Source organism: Pseudomonas citronellolis (assembly GCF_029335315.1).
In the GTDB taxonomy this organism is placed as follows: Bacteria; Pseudomonadota; Gammaproteobacteria; order Pseudomonadales; family Pseudomonadaceae; genus Pseudomonas; species Pseudomonas citronellolis_A.
Map to the genome: position 1 here is coordinate 1 of NZ_JARJLT010000004.1, position 16032 is coordinate 16032.

The window sequence follows — 16032 nt, forward strand, 5'->3', positions numbered from 1 at the left end:
AAAAGGCCGCATCCCAGTGGGGATGCGGCCTTCAGGCAACGCCAGGGAAGAATCAGGCCGGAGCCTTGCCCTCGCCCTTGCGCTTGAACAGATAGCACAGGCCCATCAGCACCACCCAGACCGGGATGGCGTAGACCGACACGTCGATGCCGGGGATCTGCAGCATGATGCCGAGGATGAACACCACGAAGGCCAGGCACAGGTAGTTGCTGAACGGGTAGAACAGCGAGCGGAACGAGGTCTTCACGCCCTCGCGGTCCTTGGCCCGGCGGAACATCAGGTGGGCCAGGCTGATCATCGCCCAGTTGATCACCAGCGCCGCCACCACGAGCGACATCAGCAGCTCCAGGGCCTGGTGCGGGATCACGTAGTTGACCACCACGCAGGCCAGGGTGATGAACGCCGAGACGCCGATGGCCAGCAGCGGCACGCCACGGTCGTCGACCTTGGCGAAGGCGCGCGGGGCGTCGCCCTGCTCGGCCAGGCCGAAGAGCATGCGGCTGTTGCAGTACACGCAGCTGTTGTACACCGACAGGGCCGCGGTCAGGACCACGAAGTTCAGCACGTGGGCCGCCACGTCGCTGCCCAGCAGCGAGAACACCTTGACGAAGGGGCTGCCGCTATAGGGGTCGCCGGAGCTGTTGATGCTCTGCAGCAGCGCGTCCCACGGGTACAGCGAGAGCAGCACCGCCAGGGCGCCGATGTAGAAGATCAGGATGCGGTAGATGACCTGGTTGATCGCCTTGGGGATCACCTTCTTCGGCTCCGAGGCCTCGGCCGCGGTGATGCCCACCAGTTCCAGGCCGCCGAAGGAGAACATGATGATCGCCAGGACCATCACCAGCCCCTTGAGGCCGTTGGGGAAGAACCCGCCATGGCTCCACAGGTTGCTCACCGAGGCCTGCGGGCCGCCGTGGCCGCTGGCCAGCAGCCAGACACCGAGGAGGATCATGCCGATGATCGCGGCGACCTTGATGATCGCGAACCAGAACTCGGTCTCGCCGAAGGCCTTCACGTTGAACAGATTGATGGCGTTGATCAGCACGAAGAAGATCGCCGCCGTCGCCCAGGTCGGGAAGTCCGGCCACCAGAACTGGATGTACTTGCCGACCGCCGTCAGTTCCGACATGCCGACCAGGATGTACAGCACCCAGTAGTTCCAGCCCGACATGAAGCCGGCGAAGCCGCCCCAGTACTTGTGGGCGAAGTGGCTGAAGGAGCCGGCGACCGGCTCTTCGACGATCATCTCGCCGAGCTGGCGCATGATCAGGAAGGCGATGATGCCGCCGATGGCATAGCCGAGGATCATCGACGGGCCGGCGGATTGCAGGACGCCGGCCGAACCCAGGAACAGGCCGGTGCCGATGGCGCCGCCGAGGGCGATCAGCTGGATGTGGCGATTCTTCAGGCCGCGCTTGAGCGAGCCTTCGTGCAGATGGGGGTGTCCATCCATTGCGGGGTTCCTCGATAGAGGGGTTGGCATTTTTATCGTTATGGCGCGCCGGGTAGACGCTGGGGACTAACGAAAAACGGGAGCCCGAGAGCTCCCGTTTTCCTTTCACACCTGGCTTAGCGCGGGAAAGCCGGCGGGTTGACCCCGGCCATCTCTTCCATCACGCGGACCACCTGGCAGCTGTAGCCGAACTCATTGTCGTACCACACGTAGAGCACGACGCGATTGTCGTTGCAGATGGTGGCTTCGGCATCGACCACGCCGGCGTGGCGGGAACCGACGAAGTCGGTGGAGACCACTTCCTGCGAGCTGACGAAGTCGATCTGCTTCTGCAGGTCCGAGTGCATGGCCATCTGGCGCAGGTACTCGTTGATCTCTTCGCGACTGGTGGCCTTCTCGAGGTTCAGGTTGAGGATCGCCATGGAGACGTTCGGGGTGGGAACGCGGATGGCGTTGCCGGTCAGCTTGCCCTTGAGCACCGGCAGGGCCTTGGCGGCGGCGGTGGCGGCACCGGTCTCGGTGATCACCATGTTCAGCGGAGCGCTGCGGCCGCGACGGCTGCCCTTGTGGAAGTTGTCGATCAGGTTCTGGTCGTTGGTGTACGAGTGAACGGTTTCGACGTGGCCGTTGACGATGCCGTACTGGTCATCGACAGCCTTCAGCACCGGCACGATGGCGTTGGTGGTGCAGGAAGCGGCGGAGACGATCTTGTCGTCGGCGGTGATGTCGCCATGGTTGATGCCATGCACGATGTTCTTCAGCGCGCCCTTGCCCGGCGCGGTGAGGATCACGCGGTCGATGCCGGCGCACTTCAGGTGCTGGCCCAGGCCGTCGGCGTCGCGCCACTTGCCGGTGTTGTCGACCAGCAGGGCGTTCTTGATGCCGTACTGGGTGTAGTCGATCGACGCCGGGTCGTTGGAGTAGATCACTTGGATCAGGTTGCCGTTGGCGGTGATGGTGTTGTTGGCTTCGTCGATGGTGATGGTGCCATCGAACTTGCCGTGCACCGAGTCGCGGCGCAGCAGGCTGGCGCGCTTGACCAGGTCGTTCTCGGCGCCCTTGCGGACGACGATGGCGCGCAGGCGCAGGCCGTCGCCGCCACCGGTCTTCTCGATAAGGATGCGCGCCAGCAGGCGGCCGATGCGGCCGAAGCCGTAGAGGACGACGTCGGTGCCGGCGCGGTTGCCGCCGTTCTGCTTGCCGGCCACGTCGGCCAGCTCGTCCTTGGTGAACTGCTCGATGCTGCGGCCGTTACCTTCGGCCTTGAACTTGGCGACCATCTTGCCGAGGTCGACCGAAGCCGCGCCGAGTTTCAGCTCGCTCATGGCCTTGAGGATGGGGAAGGTGTCGTGGACCGACAGCTCGGCCTCGTCCGCCAGGCGGTGGCGGGCGAAACGGTGCGCCTTGAGGATGTCGATCACCGAACGGTTGATCAGGCCACGGCCGTAGATCGAGGTCACCACGTTGTTGTTGCGGTACAGCTGACCGATCAGCGGAATCATGGCTTCCGCGAGGGCTTCACGATCGATCCACTCACCGAGACACTGGTCGGGCTTCTGGGTCACGGGCATTACCTTCCACATGTAGGAGAAGAAAAAAGGGGCTACATTATGACGGTGCAGGCCATTGCCGGCAATCTGCAACGCTGCAAAGACTGACAGCCGTCAATCCGGATAGTTACAATCCACCCGGTCAAATTTTCGACCGGAGCCCGCTACGCCCGTGTCTGTATTGCGCATCCCTACCCTACCGGCCGCGGCCGGCAAACAAGCCTGGGGCAACCTCCCCGGCGCGGCCTTGAGCCTGGCGATCGCCGAGGCCGCCGCCCCGGCGAAACGCTTCACCCTGCTGCTGACCGCCGACAGCCAGAGCGCTGAACGGCTGGAACAGGAGCTGCGCTTCTTCGCCCCGGAATTGCCGGTGTTGCAGCTGCCAGACTGGGAAACCCTGCCCTACGACGTCTTTTCGCCGCACCAGGACATCATTTCCCAGCGCGTCGCCGCCCTGTACCAGCTGCCGGGCCTGAAGCACGGCGTGCTGGTGGTGCCGATCAGCACCGCGCTGCACCGCCTGGCGCCGGCCAAGTTCCTGCTCGGCAGCAGCCTGGTGCTGGACGTCGGCCAGAAGCTCGACGTCGAGCAGATGCGCCTGCGCCTGGAAGCCGCCGGCTACCGCTGCGTGGACACCGTCTACGAACACGGCGAGTTCGCCGTGCGCGGCGCGCTCGTCGACCTGTTCCCGATGGGCAGCGAACTGCCCTACCGGATCGACCTGTTCGACGACGAGATCGAGACGCTGCGGACCTTCGACCCGGAAAACCAGCGCTCCATCGACAAGGTGCAGAGCATCCGCCTGCTGCCGGCGCGCGAGTTCCCGCTGCGCAAGGAAGCCGTCACCGGCTTCCGCAACCGCTTCCGCGAACGCTTCGACGTCGACTACCGGCGCTGCCCGATCTACCAGGACCTGGCCAGTGGCCTGACCCCGGCCGGCATCGAGTACTACCTGCCGCTGTTCTTCGAGGACGGCGAGACCTCGACCCTGTTCGACTACCTGCCGCAGGACACCCAGGTGTTCTCCCTGCCGGGCATCGAGCAGGCCGCCGAGCAGTTCTGGAACGACGTGCGCAACCGCTTTGATGAGCGCCGCTACGACCCCGAGCGGCCGCTGCTGCCGCCGGCCGAGGTGTTCCTGCCGGTGGAGGACTGCTTCGCCCGCCTGAAACACTGGCCGCGCGTGGTGGTCAGCGCCGAGGACATCGAGCCGGGCGTCGGCCGCGAGCGCTTCCCCGCCGAAGCGTTGCCGGAGCTGGCCATCGAGGCCAAGGCCACGGAACCGCTGGCGCGCCTGCGCCGCTTCATCGAGGAATTCCCTGGGCGCATCCTGTTCAGCGCCGAATCCGCCGGGCGCCGCGAGGTGCTGCTGGAGCTGCTGGCGCGGCTGAAGCTGCGCCCCGGCGAAGTCGACGGCTGGCCGGCCTTCCTCGCCCACCCCGAGCGCCTGGCGATCACCATCGCGCCGCTGGACGACGGCCTGCTGCTGCAGGACGGCGCCAAGGGCGTGGCGCTGATCGCCGAGAGCCCGCTGTTCGGCCAGCGCGTCATGCAGCGCCGGCGCCGCGAGAAGACCCGCGACGGCGGCGAGAATGTCATCAAGAACCTCACCGAGCTGCGCGAAGGCGCGCCGGTGGTGCACATCGACCACGGCGTCGGCCGCTACATGGGCCTGATCACCCTGGAGATCGACGGCCAGAGCGCGGAATTCCTCGCCCTGCAGTACGCCGACGAGGCCAAGCTCTACGTGCCGGTGGCCAGCCTGCACCTGATCGCCCGCTACACCGGCAGCGACGACGCCCTGGCGCCGCTGCACAAGCTCGGCTCGGAAACCTGGCAGAAGGCCAAGCGCAAGGCCGCCGAGCAGGTCCGCGACGTCGCCGCCGAGCTGCTCGACATCTACGCCCGCCGCGCCGCCCGCAAGGGCTACGCGTTCAAGGACCCGCAGGCCGACTACGCGACCTTCTCCGCCGGCTTCCCGTTCGAGGAAACCCCGGACCAGCAGGCGGCGATCGACGCGGTGGTGGCCGACATGCTCGCCGACAAGCCGATGGACCGCCTGGTCTGCGGCGACGTCGGCTTCGGCAAGACCGAAGTGGCCATGCGCGCCGCCTTCGTCGCCGTGCACAGCGGCAAGCAGGTGGCGGTGCTGGTGCCCACCACCCTGCTCGCCCAGCAGCACTACAACAGTTTCCGCGACCGTTTCGCCGACTGGCCGGTGAACGTCGAGGTGATGAGCCGCTTCAAGACCGCCAAGGAAGTCGAAGGCGCGGTCGGCCAACTGGCCGAAGGCAAGCTCGACATCGTCATCGGCACCCACAAGCTGCTGCAGGGCGACGTGCGCTTCCAGAACCTGGGCCTGGTGATCATCGACGAGGAGCACCGCTTCGGCGTGCGCCAGAAGGAGCAGCTCAAGGCCCTGCGCAGCGAGGTGGACATCCTCACCCTCACCGCCACGCCGATCCCGCGCACCCTGAACATGGCGGTGGCCGGCATGCGCGACCTGTCGATCATCGCCACGCCGCCGGCGCGCCGCCTGTCGGTGCGCACCTTCGTCATGGAAGAGCAGAAGTCGGTGATCAAGGAGGCGCTGCTGCGCGAGCTGCTGCGCGGCGGCCAGGTCTACTACCTGCACAACGAGGTGAAGACCATCGAGAAATGCGCCCGCGACCTCGCCGAGCTGGTGCCCGAAGCGCGCATCGGCATCGGCCACGGGCAGATGCACGAACGCGATCTCGAGCGGGTGATGAGCGACTTCTACCACAAGCGCTTCAACGTGCTGGTGGCCTCGACCATCATCGAGACCGGCATCGACGTGCCCAGCGCCAACACCATCCTCATCGAGCGCGCCGACAAGTTCGGCCTGGCCCAGCTGCACCAGCTGCGCGGCCGCGTCGGCCGCAGCCACCACCAGGCCTACGCCTACCTGCTGACGCCGCCGCGCAAGCAGATGACCCCGGACGCCGAGAAGCGCCTGGAGGCCATCGCCAACGCCCAGGACCTCGGCGCCGGTTTCGTCCTGGCCACCCACGACCTGGAAATCCGCGGCGCCGGCGAACTGCTCGGCGACGGCCAGAGCGGGCAAATCCAGGCGGTCGGCTTCACCCTCTACATGGAAATGCTCGAGCGCGCGGTCAAGGCCATCCGCAAGGGCGAGCAGCCGAACCTGGAGCAGCCGCTGGGCGGCGGACCGGACATCAACCTGCGGGTGCCGGCGCTGATCCCCGAGGACTACCTGCCCGACGTGCACGCCCGGCTGATCCTCTACAAGCGCATCGCCAACCAGCTGGACGAGGACGGCCTGCGCGAATTGCAGGTGGAGATGATCGACCGCTTCGGCCTATTGCCCGAGCCGGCGAAGAACCTGGTGCGTCTGACTCTCCTGAAACTGCAGGCGGAGAAGCTCGGTATCGTCAAGGTGGATGCCGGCCCCCAGGGAGGCCGGGTAGAATTCGCCGCCGATACCTGCGTCGACCCACTGGTGCTGATCAAGATGATCCAGAGCCAGCCGAACCGCTACAAGTTCGAAGGCGCGACCCTGTTCAAGTTCCAGGTGCCCATGGAGCGCCCGGAAGAACGCTTCAACACCCTCGAGGCGCTGTTCGAACGCCTCGCGCCCAACGCTTCCTAAAGGACCAGTATGTTCCGTTACCTGCTGCTGTTGCTTGTCCTGCTCGCTCCGACGAGCTTCGCCGACGACCTTTACCAGGTCGAGCTGATCGTCTTCCAGCAGGAAGGTGACGCCGTCTACGCCAGCCAGCCGGCCCCCGAGGACTGGGCCAAGGGCGCCCAGCCGCCGGCCGCCGACAGCCGCCGGCCGACCGCCATGGACGCCCAGGCCAACAAACTGGCCCAGGCCCAGGGCTACCAGGTGCTGATGCACAAGGCCTGGAAGCAGGCGATCGGCGACACCCCGGTGAAGATCGCGATCAGCGAAGGCCGCCAGCAGGACGGCCACTTCCCCGTGGAAGGCACCCTGACCCTGCGCCAGCAGCGCTTCATCGACACCCAGGCGGACTTCTGGGTCAACCAGTTCGGCGGCGACGGGCTGCTGCAGCACAGCCAGCACATGGTCCAGGACGTCAGCCTGAAGAACGACGTGCTCGCCTACCTCGACCACCCGAGCCTGGGCATGCTGATCCGCATCAGCCCGCTGAACGCCAAGCCCACCGCCGCGCCGCCGGCCGAGATGCAGGAAGAGGCGCCCGCCGCGCAGCCGCAGCAGCCGGCCGCGGAAGCCCCGGCCAACGGCGGCTTCGACGCCCCGCCGGCGAGCGAGCCGGGCCAGCAGTAACTCGCGAGGGAGGCGCTATGAGTAGCTTCGCAGATCACCTGCAACGCATACCCTGGCGCCGCCTGTTCCCCGCCGTCACTCTGGTTCGTGGCGAAGCCTATGCCCGCGAGGGCCGGGTTCAGATCACCCGCCTCACCGAGCGCGGACTGGACAGCCTGTGCCAGGGCTCGAATCGCAACCGCTACCGCCAAAGCATCAAGCTGTCGCGCAGCGGCGATACTCTCGACTGCAGTTGCGATTGCCCGGTCGGTTTCGATTGCAAGCACTGCGCGGCCGCGCTGCTGCACCTACTGGAAACGCAGACGACCTCCAGCACCACACCCACGCCACCGCCCGAGCCGAGCAAGCCACGCCCCCAGGCGCCCGCCAGCAGCCTGTCCCCGCTTTTGCAAACCTGGCTGAAGAAGCTGCCCGCGACCCTCAAGGCGCAAGCGCCAGCCCGCGAGCCGTATAGCCAGCCATTGAACTACCGACTGACCAAGAGCGGCCGCGTATTCATTCACACGACTGTGCATGACGACAAAGGTCACATCCTTGGCTACCCGCGCATCCAGTCGATCGCACTGACCCTTGGCCGTGGCGTCAGCGAGCAAGACCAGCCGATCCTGATGCGCGCACTGGGCGTTACCGGCGTACAGCCTCACGACAATGAGGTGCTCCTGCAAGGCAGCGCTGGCGCCGAACTGCTGGCGTTGCTCCTGGATAGCGGGCAGCTGTTCCTCGAACTCGAAGATATCTCCAGCCGGTTGCAGCCAGGGGCCGAACTGCCCGCGCGGCTTGCCTGGCACAGGCGTGAAGACGGCTGCCACGTCATCGCCTGGGAGACCGACGCCGAACCCCGCCCGCAACTGCTGACGCAACTCTCGCCGCCTTGGTACATCGACCGCCAGGGCCGTCGCGCCGGCCCCTTGCGCCACGATCTACCCGACGCCCTGGCCGGCTACCTGCTGAGCGCTCCACCGGTGCCGGCGGAGCAGGCCACGCTGTTCGGCCTGCAACTGAAGGAACTGGCGCCGACGGCGCCACTGCCGGTAGCCACCGGCGAACGCCGACTGAATGACGTCCAACCGGTGCCGCACCTGCGACTGAATACGCTGCCTGCCGGCATCTACGACGATAGGGATGAACATCAAGCCTGCCTCGAGTTCGCCTACGGCAAGGAGCGCGTGCAGGGACCGGCACGCAGCGGCCAACCGATCCGCTACCTGGAAAACGGAAATTTCGTCGTCATCGAACGTCAGCCCAAGACCGAGCAGGCCTTGCGCAAGATCCTGCAGCACCTGGGCCTGAAAAAGCTCGACAGGCAGTCCACGCCCTACGAGCTGGAATATCATTACGACCTCTATAGGCCGGCGCTCAACAAGCAGTGGGCGCAGATCGTTCGCCGCCTGCCGGAACTGCGCGAGCAGGGCTGGGTGATCGAGATCGACGACGACTTCCCCTTTGACTTCAGCGAAGTCGAGGAGTGGTACGCACGCATCGACGAGACACCCGGCCAGGCCTGGTTCGACCTGGAGCTCGGCATTGTGGTCGATGGCCAGCACGTCAGCCTGCTGCAGCCACTGCTGGAGCTGATCCGCCAGCGCCCATCGACCCTACGCAGCAACTCCCCCGACCGCGAACTGCCGATCCGACTCGACGCACGACGCCAGGCCGACGGCAAACCCCTGACCGTGAGCCTGTCCGTGGCGCGCGTCCAGTCCATGCTACGGCTGCTGGAGGAACTGCTGCTGGTCAGCCCGCAGCGCAACGGCACCCGTGTGCGGGTTGCCAATGCAGACGTCGGCCTGCTCGCCCCGCTCGATGTCTACCCACTGAACTGGCAGGGCGGCGAGCGTCTGCGCAGTTTCGCCCGGCGCCTGCGCGACTACCAGCAACGGCCCTGTCCGCCGCCGTCCGGCCTGCTGGCCGAACTGCGCCCATACCAAGCGCAGGGACTGAGCTGGATGCAGTCGCTACGCGAACTTGACGTCGGTGGCATTCTTGGCGATGACATGGGCCTGGGCAAGACCCTGCAGGTACTGGCGCACATACTCACGGAAAAACGCGCAGGGCGCCTCGATCGCCCTGCACTGGTGCTGATGCCCACCAGCCTGGTGGCCAACTGGCAGGACGAAGCGCAACGCTTCGCCCCGGACCTGCGCGTGCTGACGCTGCACGGTGCCGCTCGCCACAAGGACTTCAGCGACCTCCGGCACTACGACCTGTTGCTCAGCACCTATGCACTGCTCCCGCGCGATATCGAGGCACTGAGCCAGCAGCCGCTGCACCTGGCGGTATTCGACGAAGCGCAGTACCTGAAGAACGCCAGCAGCAAGTCGGCCCAGGCCGCGGCGAGGCTCGATGCCCGCCAGCGCCTGTGTCTGACCGGCACGCCGGTGGAAAACCACCTGGGCGAGCTCTGGGCGCTGTTCGACCTGGTCATGCCCGGCTGGCTGGGCGATGTGCGCAGCTTCGCCCGCCTGTACCGCAACCCCATCGAAAAGGCCGGCGACGGCCAGCGCCTGGCCCACCTCAACGCCCGCATCAAGCCGTTCCTGCTGCGGCGCAAGAAGGAACAAGTGGCCAGCGAACTGCCGCCCAAGAGCGAGATCACCCACTGGGTGGAGCTCAGCGACGTGCAGCGCGACCTCTACGAGACGGTGCGCCTAGCCATGGACGGCAAGGTCCGCGCGGAAATCCAGCGCAAGGGGCTGGCGCGCAGCCACATCGTGGTCCTCGAAGCGCTGCTCAAGCTGCGCCAGGTCTGCTGCGACCCGCGCCTGCTGGACCAAACCCTGCCGGCGGCGGGCTCGGGCAAGCTTACCGGCCTGCTGGAGATGCTCGACGAACTGCTGGAGGAAGGCCGCCGCGTGCTGCTGTTCTCGCAGTTCACCTCGATGCTCGACCTGATCCAGGCGGAACTGCAGGGCCGCGGCATCCGCTACGCCCTGCTCACCGGCGACACCCGCGACCGCCGCCAGCCGGTGGAAGACTTCCAGCAAGGCCGCGTGCCGCTGTTCCTGATCAGCCTGAAGGCCGGCGGCACCGGCCTCAACCTGACCGCCGCCGACACCGTGATCCACTACGACCCCTGGTGGAACCCGGCGGCCGAGCAGCAGGCCACCGACCGCGCCTATCGCATCGGCCAGGACAAGCCGGTATTCGTCTACAAGTTGATCGCCCGCGGCACCCTGGAAGAAAAGATCCAGCAGCTACAGGCCAGGAAAGCAGCGCTGGCCGCCGGCGTGCTGGAAGACGGCAAGGACAGCGGTCTGCAGCTGCAGGACAGCGACATCGACGCCCTCTTCGCGCCCCTGCCGAAAGCCTGACCTTCCGCAGGATTCTCATGTACGAGCGCGCCGAGGGCCCCTCGTAGGGCGCATAACGCCTACGGCGTTATCCGCCATTGTCCCCGGACACCGGCATTCCGGCCGGCGGCGGATAACCGCGAACGGTTATTCGCCCTGCGTGTCCCTGTTGGGCATTTCAGCCCACCAACACCCGCGCCAGCACCTCGCGCACCTTGCCGATGCCTTCGTGCAGGGCCTGCTCGATCTCGGCCATGGTGATGATGCCGCTGGACTTGCCGGCCGCCGGGTTGACCACCAGCGACAGGCACGCGTAGGGCAGCTCCAGCTCGCGGGCCAGGGCCGCTTCGGGCATGCCGGTCATGCCGACGATGTCGCAGCCGTCGCGCTCCAGACGGGCGATTTCCGCCACCGTTTCCAGGCGCGGGCCCTGGGTCGCGGCGTACACGCCGTGACTGCTGTGCGCATGCCCCAGCGCCTGCAGCGCCGCCACCAGCTTCTGGCGCAGGCCCTCGTCATAGGGGTGGCTGAAGTCGATGTGGGTGACGTGCTCGATATCGCCGGCGAAGTAGGTGTGCTCGCGGCCGTAGGTGTAGTCGATGATCTGGTGCGGCACGCAGAGGTGGCCGCTGCCCATGGCGGCGTGGATGCCGCCGACGGCGTTCACCGCCAGCACCGCGTCGGCACCGGCCTGCTGCAGCGCCCAGAGGTTGGCGCGGTAGTTCACCTGGTGCGGCGGGAAGCGATGCGGATGGCCGTGGCGGGCCAGGAACAGCACCTCGCGGCCGGCGTACTCGCCACGCTGGATCGGCGCCGAGGGCGCGCCGTAGGGCGTGTCCAGGCTCAGCGAGTCCTTCAGGCTCAGGCCTTCCAGCTGGGTCAGCCCGGTGCCGCCGATGATGGCGTAGACAGTCATTGCGAATCCTCAGTCGATCAGTTGCGCGGCGCGCAGTTCGCCCACGGCCTGCTGCCAGCGCGGCAGCTGCTTGTATTCGATGCCCGGCCAGGCCTTGCCGCGCATCCGCGCCAGGCGCTCCGGCGCGCGCACCTTCAGGCGCTGCAACGCGCCCAGGGCCAGTTCGGCGGAAGCACGGTCGTTGCACACCAGGCCCATGTCGCAACCAGCGTTGAGCGCCGCCTGGATGCGGCTGGCGGCGTCGCCCACCACATGGGCGCCGGCCATCGACAGGTCGTCACTGAAGATCACCCCGTCGAAGCCCAGTTCGCCGCGCAGGATGTCCTGCTGCCAGCGCCGGGAGAACCCGGCCGGGCCGGCGTCGACCTTCGGGTAGATGACGTGGGCGGGCATCAGGGCGTCCAGTTCGCCGGCCAGGCGCTGGAACGGAATCAGGTCGCTGCGGCGGATTTCCTCGAGGCTGCGTTCGTCCTCGGGAATCGCCACGTGGGAATCGGCCTCGGCCCAGCCGTGGCCGGGGAAGTGCTTGCCGGTGGCAGCCATGCCGGCGGCGTGCATGCCACGGATGAAGGCCCCGGCCAGCAGCGTGGCGCGCTCCGGGTCGCCCTCGAAGGCGCGGCTGCCGACCACGGCGCTGCGCTGGTGGTCCAGGTCCAGCACCGGGGCGAAGCTCAGGTCCAGGCCCACCGCCAGTACCTCGGTCGCCATCAGCCAGCCGCACTGTTCGGCCAGGCGCTCGGCGTTGGCGTTGTCGGCGATGGCGCGCATCGCCGGCAGGCGCAGGAAGCCCTGGCGCAGGCGCTGCACCCGGCCGCCTTCCTGATCCACCGCCAGCAGCAGGTCCGGGCGTACGGCGCGAATGGCCGCGCACAGCTCGCGCACCTGGCGCGGGCTTTCGATGTTGCGGGCGAAGATGATCAGCCCGCCCACTTCGGGGTGGCGCAGGATCTGGCGGTCCTCGGCGGTCAGCCAGGTGCCGCCGATATCGAGCATCAGGGAGCCTTGCATAGGGAGTTCCTTAACAGAGTTCGGCCGCCAGCCACTGCGGCTGCGGCGCCTCGTCGAGGCGCACGGCGCAGCCCGGCGGCACGCGCGGGAAGAGTTGCAGCAGGTCGGCGTTGCGCAGGCGCACGCAGCCATGGGACAACGGCACGCCCATCGGTTCGCAGTCCGGGGTGCCGTGCAGGTAGATGTAGCGACGGAAGGTGTCGACCTCGCCCAGGCGGTTGACCCCGGGCTCGCAGCCGCTCAGCCAGAGGATGCGGGTGAGGATCCAGTCGCGCCCGGGGAACTGCTCGTGCAGCGCCGGGCTCCAGACCTCGCCGGTCCAGCGCCTGCCGCGCAGCACCGCGCCGCTGGGCAGGCCTTCGCCGATCTTCGCCCGCACCCGGTGCAGGCCGCGCGGCGTACAGCCGGAGCCTTCGCGCTCACCGGCACCGTTCAGTGCGGTGGAAACCGGAACGCGCAGCACCAGGCGCTGCGCGGCGAAGCCGTAGAGCGTCTGGTCGGCGAGGGAAATGTGCAGCAGGTCGAGATCGGGCATCGTCCGCGAGCGACAGCAGGAATAGCGCGCTAGCTTAGCCGATAGCCCCAGGCAGGCCCAGCGTTCAGACCTTGGCCGGCGCCGGCGCCTTGCTGCGCGGCTTGGGCTGGGCGCCGGCCAGCGACGGGTCGCTGACCCCGCTGTCGGCACGCATGCCGGCGGCGAGGAACGGCACCATCAGGCGCATCACCTGCTCGATGGAGGTGTTCACCCCGAAGTCGGTCTCGGCCATGGCGCGCAGCGCCTTGATCCCGGACATGCTGAAGGCGGCGGCGCCGAGCATGAAGTGCACGCGCCAGAACAGCTCGATGGGCGGCAAACGCGGCGCGGCGTCGTTGACCAGTAGCATGTAGCGGCGGAACACCTTGCCGTACACCTCTTCCAGGTACTTGCGCAGGTGTCCCTGGCTCTGGCTGAAGGCGAGGCCGAGCAGGCGCATGAAGATCGACAGGTCGTTGCCGCTACGCGGCTTCACCGCCATGGCCTGCACCACCAGCAGTTCGAGCAGCTCCTCGAGGCTGGCGCGCGAAGCGTCGGGCTTGGCCTGACGGCGGTCGAGTTCCTTTTCCAGGCTGGCGCAGAACGGCCCGAGGAAACGCGAGAAGACCGCCTGGATCAGCGCCTTCTTCGAGCCGAAGTGGTAGTTCACCGCCGCCAGGTTGACCCCGGCCTTGCTGGTGATCAGACGCAGGGAGGTTTCGGCGAAGCCTTTTTCCGCGAACAGCTGCTCCGCAGCATCGAGGATACGTTCGACGGTTTCGGACTGGGCCATGGATGATTTCACCTGACAAACACTTGTTTGAAACTTACGTTTCACCCCGAACCATTGTCAAGCCTGGCGCGAAGGATTGTTGCGGATTTTCAGGGAATTCGACGAACGATACCAGCAAGACGCCCGCCGCACCCAGCGGGTAACGCCGCCGATCGGCGAAATAATTTCATTGCCAGGCGCCGACCACTGTATATAATCCCAGCAACTGTACAAAAAGACAGAGTAGGGACATGCAGAAGCTGACGCCGCGCCAAGCCGAGATTCTCGCCTTCATCAAGCGTTGCCTGGAAGACAACGGCTACCCGCCGACCCGCGCCGAAATCGCCCAGGAGCTCGGCTTCAAGTCGCCCAACGCCGCCGAGGAACACCTCAAGGCCCTGGCCCGCAAGGGCGCCATCGAGATGACCCCGGGCGCCTCGCGCGGTATCCGCATCCCCGGCTTCGAGCCCAATACCGCAGCCAACGACGACGAACTGCCGATCATCGGCCGGGTCGCCGCCGGTGCGCCGATCCTCGCCGAGCAGAACGTCGAGGACGCCTGCCGGATCAACCCGACCTTCTTCAACCCGCGCGCCGACTACCTGCTGCGCGTGCGCGGGCAGAGCATGAAGGATGTCGGCATCCTCGACGGCGACCTGCTCGCCGTGCACGTCACCCGCGAAGCGCGCAACGGCCAGATCGTGGTCGCCCGCCTTGGCGAGGAAGTCACGGTGAAGCGCTTCAAGCGCGAGGGCAACAAGGTCTGGCTGATCGCCGAGAACCCCGAGTTCGCCCCGATCGAGGTCGACCTCAAGGAACAGGACCTGATCATCGAAGGCTTGAGCGTCGGCGTGATCCGCCGCTGACAGGAGGCACCATGCAGTACCCGCAGCCGCTAGACCTGCCGCAACTCCCGCTGTTCCAGGAGGCCCTCTGGGCCAGCGCCGGCGAACCCTTGCTGGCGCCCCTGGCAGAAGCGGAGAACCTCGAGGAACAGGCGTTCAGCGAGCTCTCGCTGCGCGGCCTGCCGGGGAACTGCCTGACCTTGCTCGCCCCCGTCCTGCGCGAACTCAGCGAAGAACAGGACGCCCGCTGGCTGACCCTGATCGCCCCGCCCGCCAGCCTCACCCCGGACTGGCTGCGCAAGGCCGGGCTGAACCGCGAGCGCATCCTGCTGCTGCCGGCGCGCGACCAGGCGGCGGCGCAAGCGCTGGCCTGCGAGGCGCTGCGCCTGGGCCACAGCCACACGGTGGTCAGCTGGCTGCCGGCGCTGAATGGCAAGACACGTGCGCAACTGGCCCGCGCGGCGTTGGCCGGGCAGGCACAGAGTCTGAATATTCGTCTGGGTTAAACGGAAGAATCAGTGCAGGACGCGGGGGCCGTCCTGCTCGACTTCGCCGCCTTCGGCAAGACGGCCGGCCAGTTGCACACCGACATTGAACATCGCCTTGGCGATTTCGATGTGCTGGCCTTGAAGGAAGCCCTTCGCGTCGTTGGAGAACTCCAGGGTCACCAGCGCCTCCTCATCGTCCGCGCGACGCAGCACGATGCGCCCATCGGGCAGTTCAACGATTTCCAGGAACGAGGTCGGCATGGCTAGGTTCTCTCACAGCAGAACGGCCATTGTAACAGCGATGGCCGCTCTCCCCTAGCCCAGCGGACTTGTGGCGTCAGAGCTCGGTGAGCGCGCCACGGAAACGCAGGACCATTTCCTTCAGCGACTTGCGCCAGGCTTCCAGCTCGGCGTTGCCCAGCGCCTGCGGCTCCTCGTCGTCCAGGCTGACAGCCTGGATCAGCGGCTGGGTCGGGTCGACCTTGGCCTTGCGCGGCTCGCGCGGCGGCTGGAACAGCGCGGCATAAGCGGCCAGCAGTTGCGCCAGCCAGGTTTCCGGCTGCTGCGCCAACTCCACCAGCTCGGCCAGCTCGGGGCTCGGCTGGGCCGCCAGGACCTCGGCGTTGAGCAGTGACTCGACACGCGGGGCGTTGGCCTCGGGCAGGCGGTAGTAGCCGGCGATCTCGTGGGCCACGCCCAGCACCGCGCCGTACAGGTGGAACAGCGCCGCCTCGCGCTCGGCCTGGACCAGCGCCTGGGCGTTCATCGGTCGCGCTTCCTCCGCCTTGCGCCAGGCCTCCAGGGCCAGGCCGGCGAAATACAGCTTCTGGTTGGTGCGGGTGTAGAGTTCCTGAGCCATCAACGCGCCCTCATGCGATCACTCGGCAGTATATGCGCGCCCC

13 protein-coding genes are annotated in these 16032 nt (G+C 67.1%); 5 read left to right on the forward strand and 8 right to left on the reverse strand.

Going from position 1 to position 16032, the window contains the following annotated elements; genetic code table 11:
• Nucleotides 1-52: 52 nt before the first annotated feature.
• Complete coding sequence (locus tag P3W75_RS00075; protein ID WP_276225327.1) at nucleotides 53-1453, reverse strand: amino acid permease; 1401 nt, start codon at nucleotides 1451-1453, stop codon at nucleotides 53-55.
• 116 nt (nucleotides 1454-1569) lie between these two features.
• Nucleotides 1570-3036 carry a glyceraldehyde-3-phosphate dehydrogenase gene (locus P3W75_RS00080; RefSeq protein WP_276225328.1) on the reverse strand — a complete coding sequence of 489 codons (1467 nt, stop codon included), beginning with the start codon at nucleotides 3034-3036 and terminating at the stop codon, nucleotides 1570-1572.
• A gap of 139 nt (nucleotides 3037-3175) precedes the next feature.
• Between P3W75_RS00080 and mfd the strand changes: the two genes are divergently transcribed.
• From mfd to P3W75_RS00095, 3 genes are read left to right on the forward strand one after another with little or no spacing between them, the layout of a single operon-like run.
• Nucleotides 3176-6634, forward strand: a complete 3459-nt coding sequence (gene mfd / locus P3W75_RS00085) for a transcription-repair coupling factor (protein ID WP_276225329.1) — start codon at nucleotides 3176-3178, stop codon at nucleotides 6632-6634.
• A 9-nt stretch (nucleotides 6635-6643) separates the two neighbouring features.
• Nucleotides 6644-7297, forward strand: a complete 654-nt coding sequence (locus P3W75_RS00090) for a CsiV family protein (protein WP_276225330.1) — start codon at nucleotides 6644-6646, stop codon at nucleotides 7295-7297.
• A gap of 17 nt (nucleotides 7298-7314) precedes the next feature.
• Nucleotides 7315-10608 carry a DEAD/DEAH box helicase gene (locus P3W75_RS00095; protein ID WP_276225331.1) on the forward strand — a complete coding sequence of 1098 codons (3294 nt, stop codon included), beginning with the start codon at nucleotides 7315-7317 and terminating at the stop codon, nucleotides 10606-10608.
• 157 nt (nucleotides 10609-10765) lie between these two features.
• Here the strand turns inward: P3W75_RS00095 and P3W75_RS00100 are convergent, their stop codons facing one another.
• The 4 genes from P3W75_RS00100 to P3W75_RS00115 form a co-directional block, all read right to left on the reverse strand.
• On the reverse strand, nucleotides 10766-11503 hold the full coding sequence (locus P3W75_RS00100) for an S-methyl-5'-thioinosine phosphorylase (RefSeq protein WP_276225332.1): 738 nt from the start codon (nucleotides 11501-11503) through the stop codon (nucleotides 10766-10768).
• A gap of 9 nt (nucleotides 11504-11512) precedes the next feature.
• A complete protein-coding gene (gene nagZ, locus P3W75_RS00105) occupies nucleotides 11513-12511 on the reverse strand; it encodes a beta-N-acetylhexosaminidase (RefSeq protein WP_276225333.1) in 999 nt (332 codons plus the stop codon).
• A 10-nt stretch (nucleotides 12512-12521) separates the two neighbouring features.
• The gene (locus P3W75_RS00110) at nucleotides 12522-13046 is read right to left on the reverse strand and encodes a L,D-transpeptidase (protein WP_276225334.1); all 525 of its coding nucleotides are present in this window, start codon (nucleotides 13044-13046) and stop codon (nucleotides 12522-12524) included.
• Nucleotides 13047-13110: 64 nt separating this feature from the next.
• The gene (locus P3W75_RS00115; protein ID WP_276225335.1) at nucleotides 13111-13818 is read right to left on the reverse strand and encodes a TetR/AcrR family transcriptional regulator; all 708 of its coding nucleotides are present in this window, start codon (nucleotides 13816-13818) and stop codon (nucleotides 13111-13113) included.
• Nucleotides 13819-14048: 230 nt separating this feature from the next.
• Between P3W75_RS00115 and lexA the strand changes: the two genes are divergently transcribed.
• Nucleotides 14049-14663 (forward strand): transcriptional repressor LexA, encoded by a 615-nt coding sequence (gene lexA / locus P3W75_RS00120; RefSeq protein ID WP_276225336.1) that lies wholly within the window; start codon nucleotides 14049-14051, stop codon nucleotides 14661-14663.
• Nucleotides 14664-14674: 11 nt separating this feature from the next.
• Nucleotides 14675-15148 (forward strand): SOS-induced cell division inhibitor SulA, encoded by a 474-nt coding sequence (gene sulA / locus P3W75_RS00125; protein ID WP_276225337.1) that lies wholly within the window; start codon nucleotides 14675-14677, stop codon nucleotides 15146-15148.
• A gap of 9 nt (nucleotides 15149-15157) precedes the next feature.
• On the opposite strand, the gene P3W75_RS00130 is transcribed toward sulA, so the two are convergent.
• Together P3W75_RS00130 and P3W75_RS00135 are read right to left on the reverse strand one after the other, a co-directional pair.
• Nucleotides 15158-15391, reverse strand: coding sequence for a hypothetical protein (locus P3W75_RS00130; protein ID WP_276225338.1), 234 nt, complete (start codon nucleotides 15389-15391; stop codon nucleotides 15158-15160).
• Between the two features lie 76 nt (nucleotides 15392-15467).
• A complete protein-coding gene (locus P3W75_RS00135) occupies nucleotides 15468-15989 on the reverse strand; it encodes a DUF6586 family protein (RefSeq protein WP_276225339.1) in 522 nt (173 codons plus the stop codon).
• Between the last annotated feature and the right edge of the window lie 43 nt (nucleotides 15990-16032).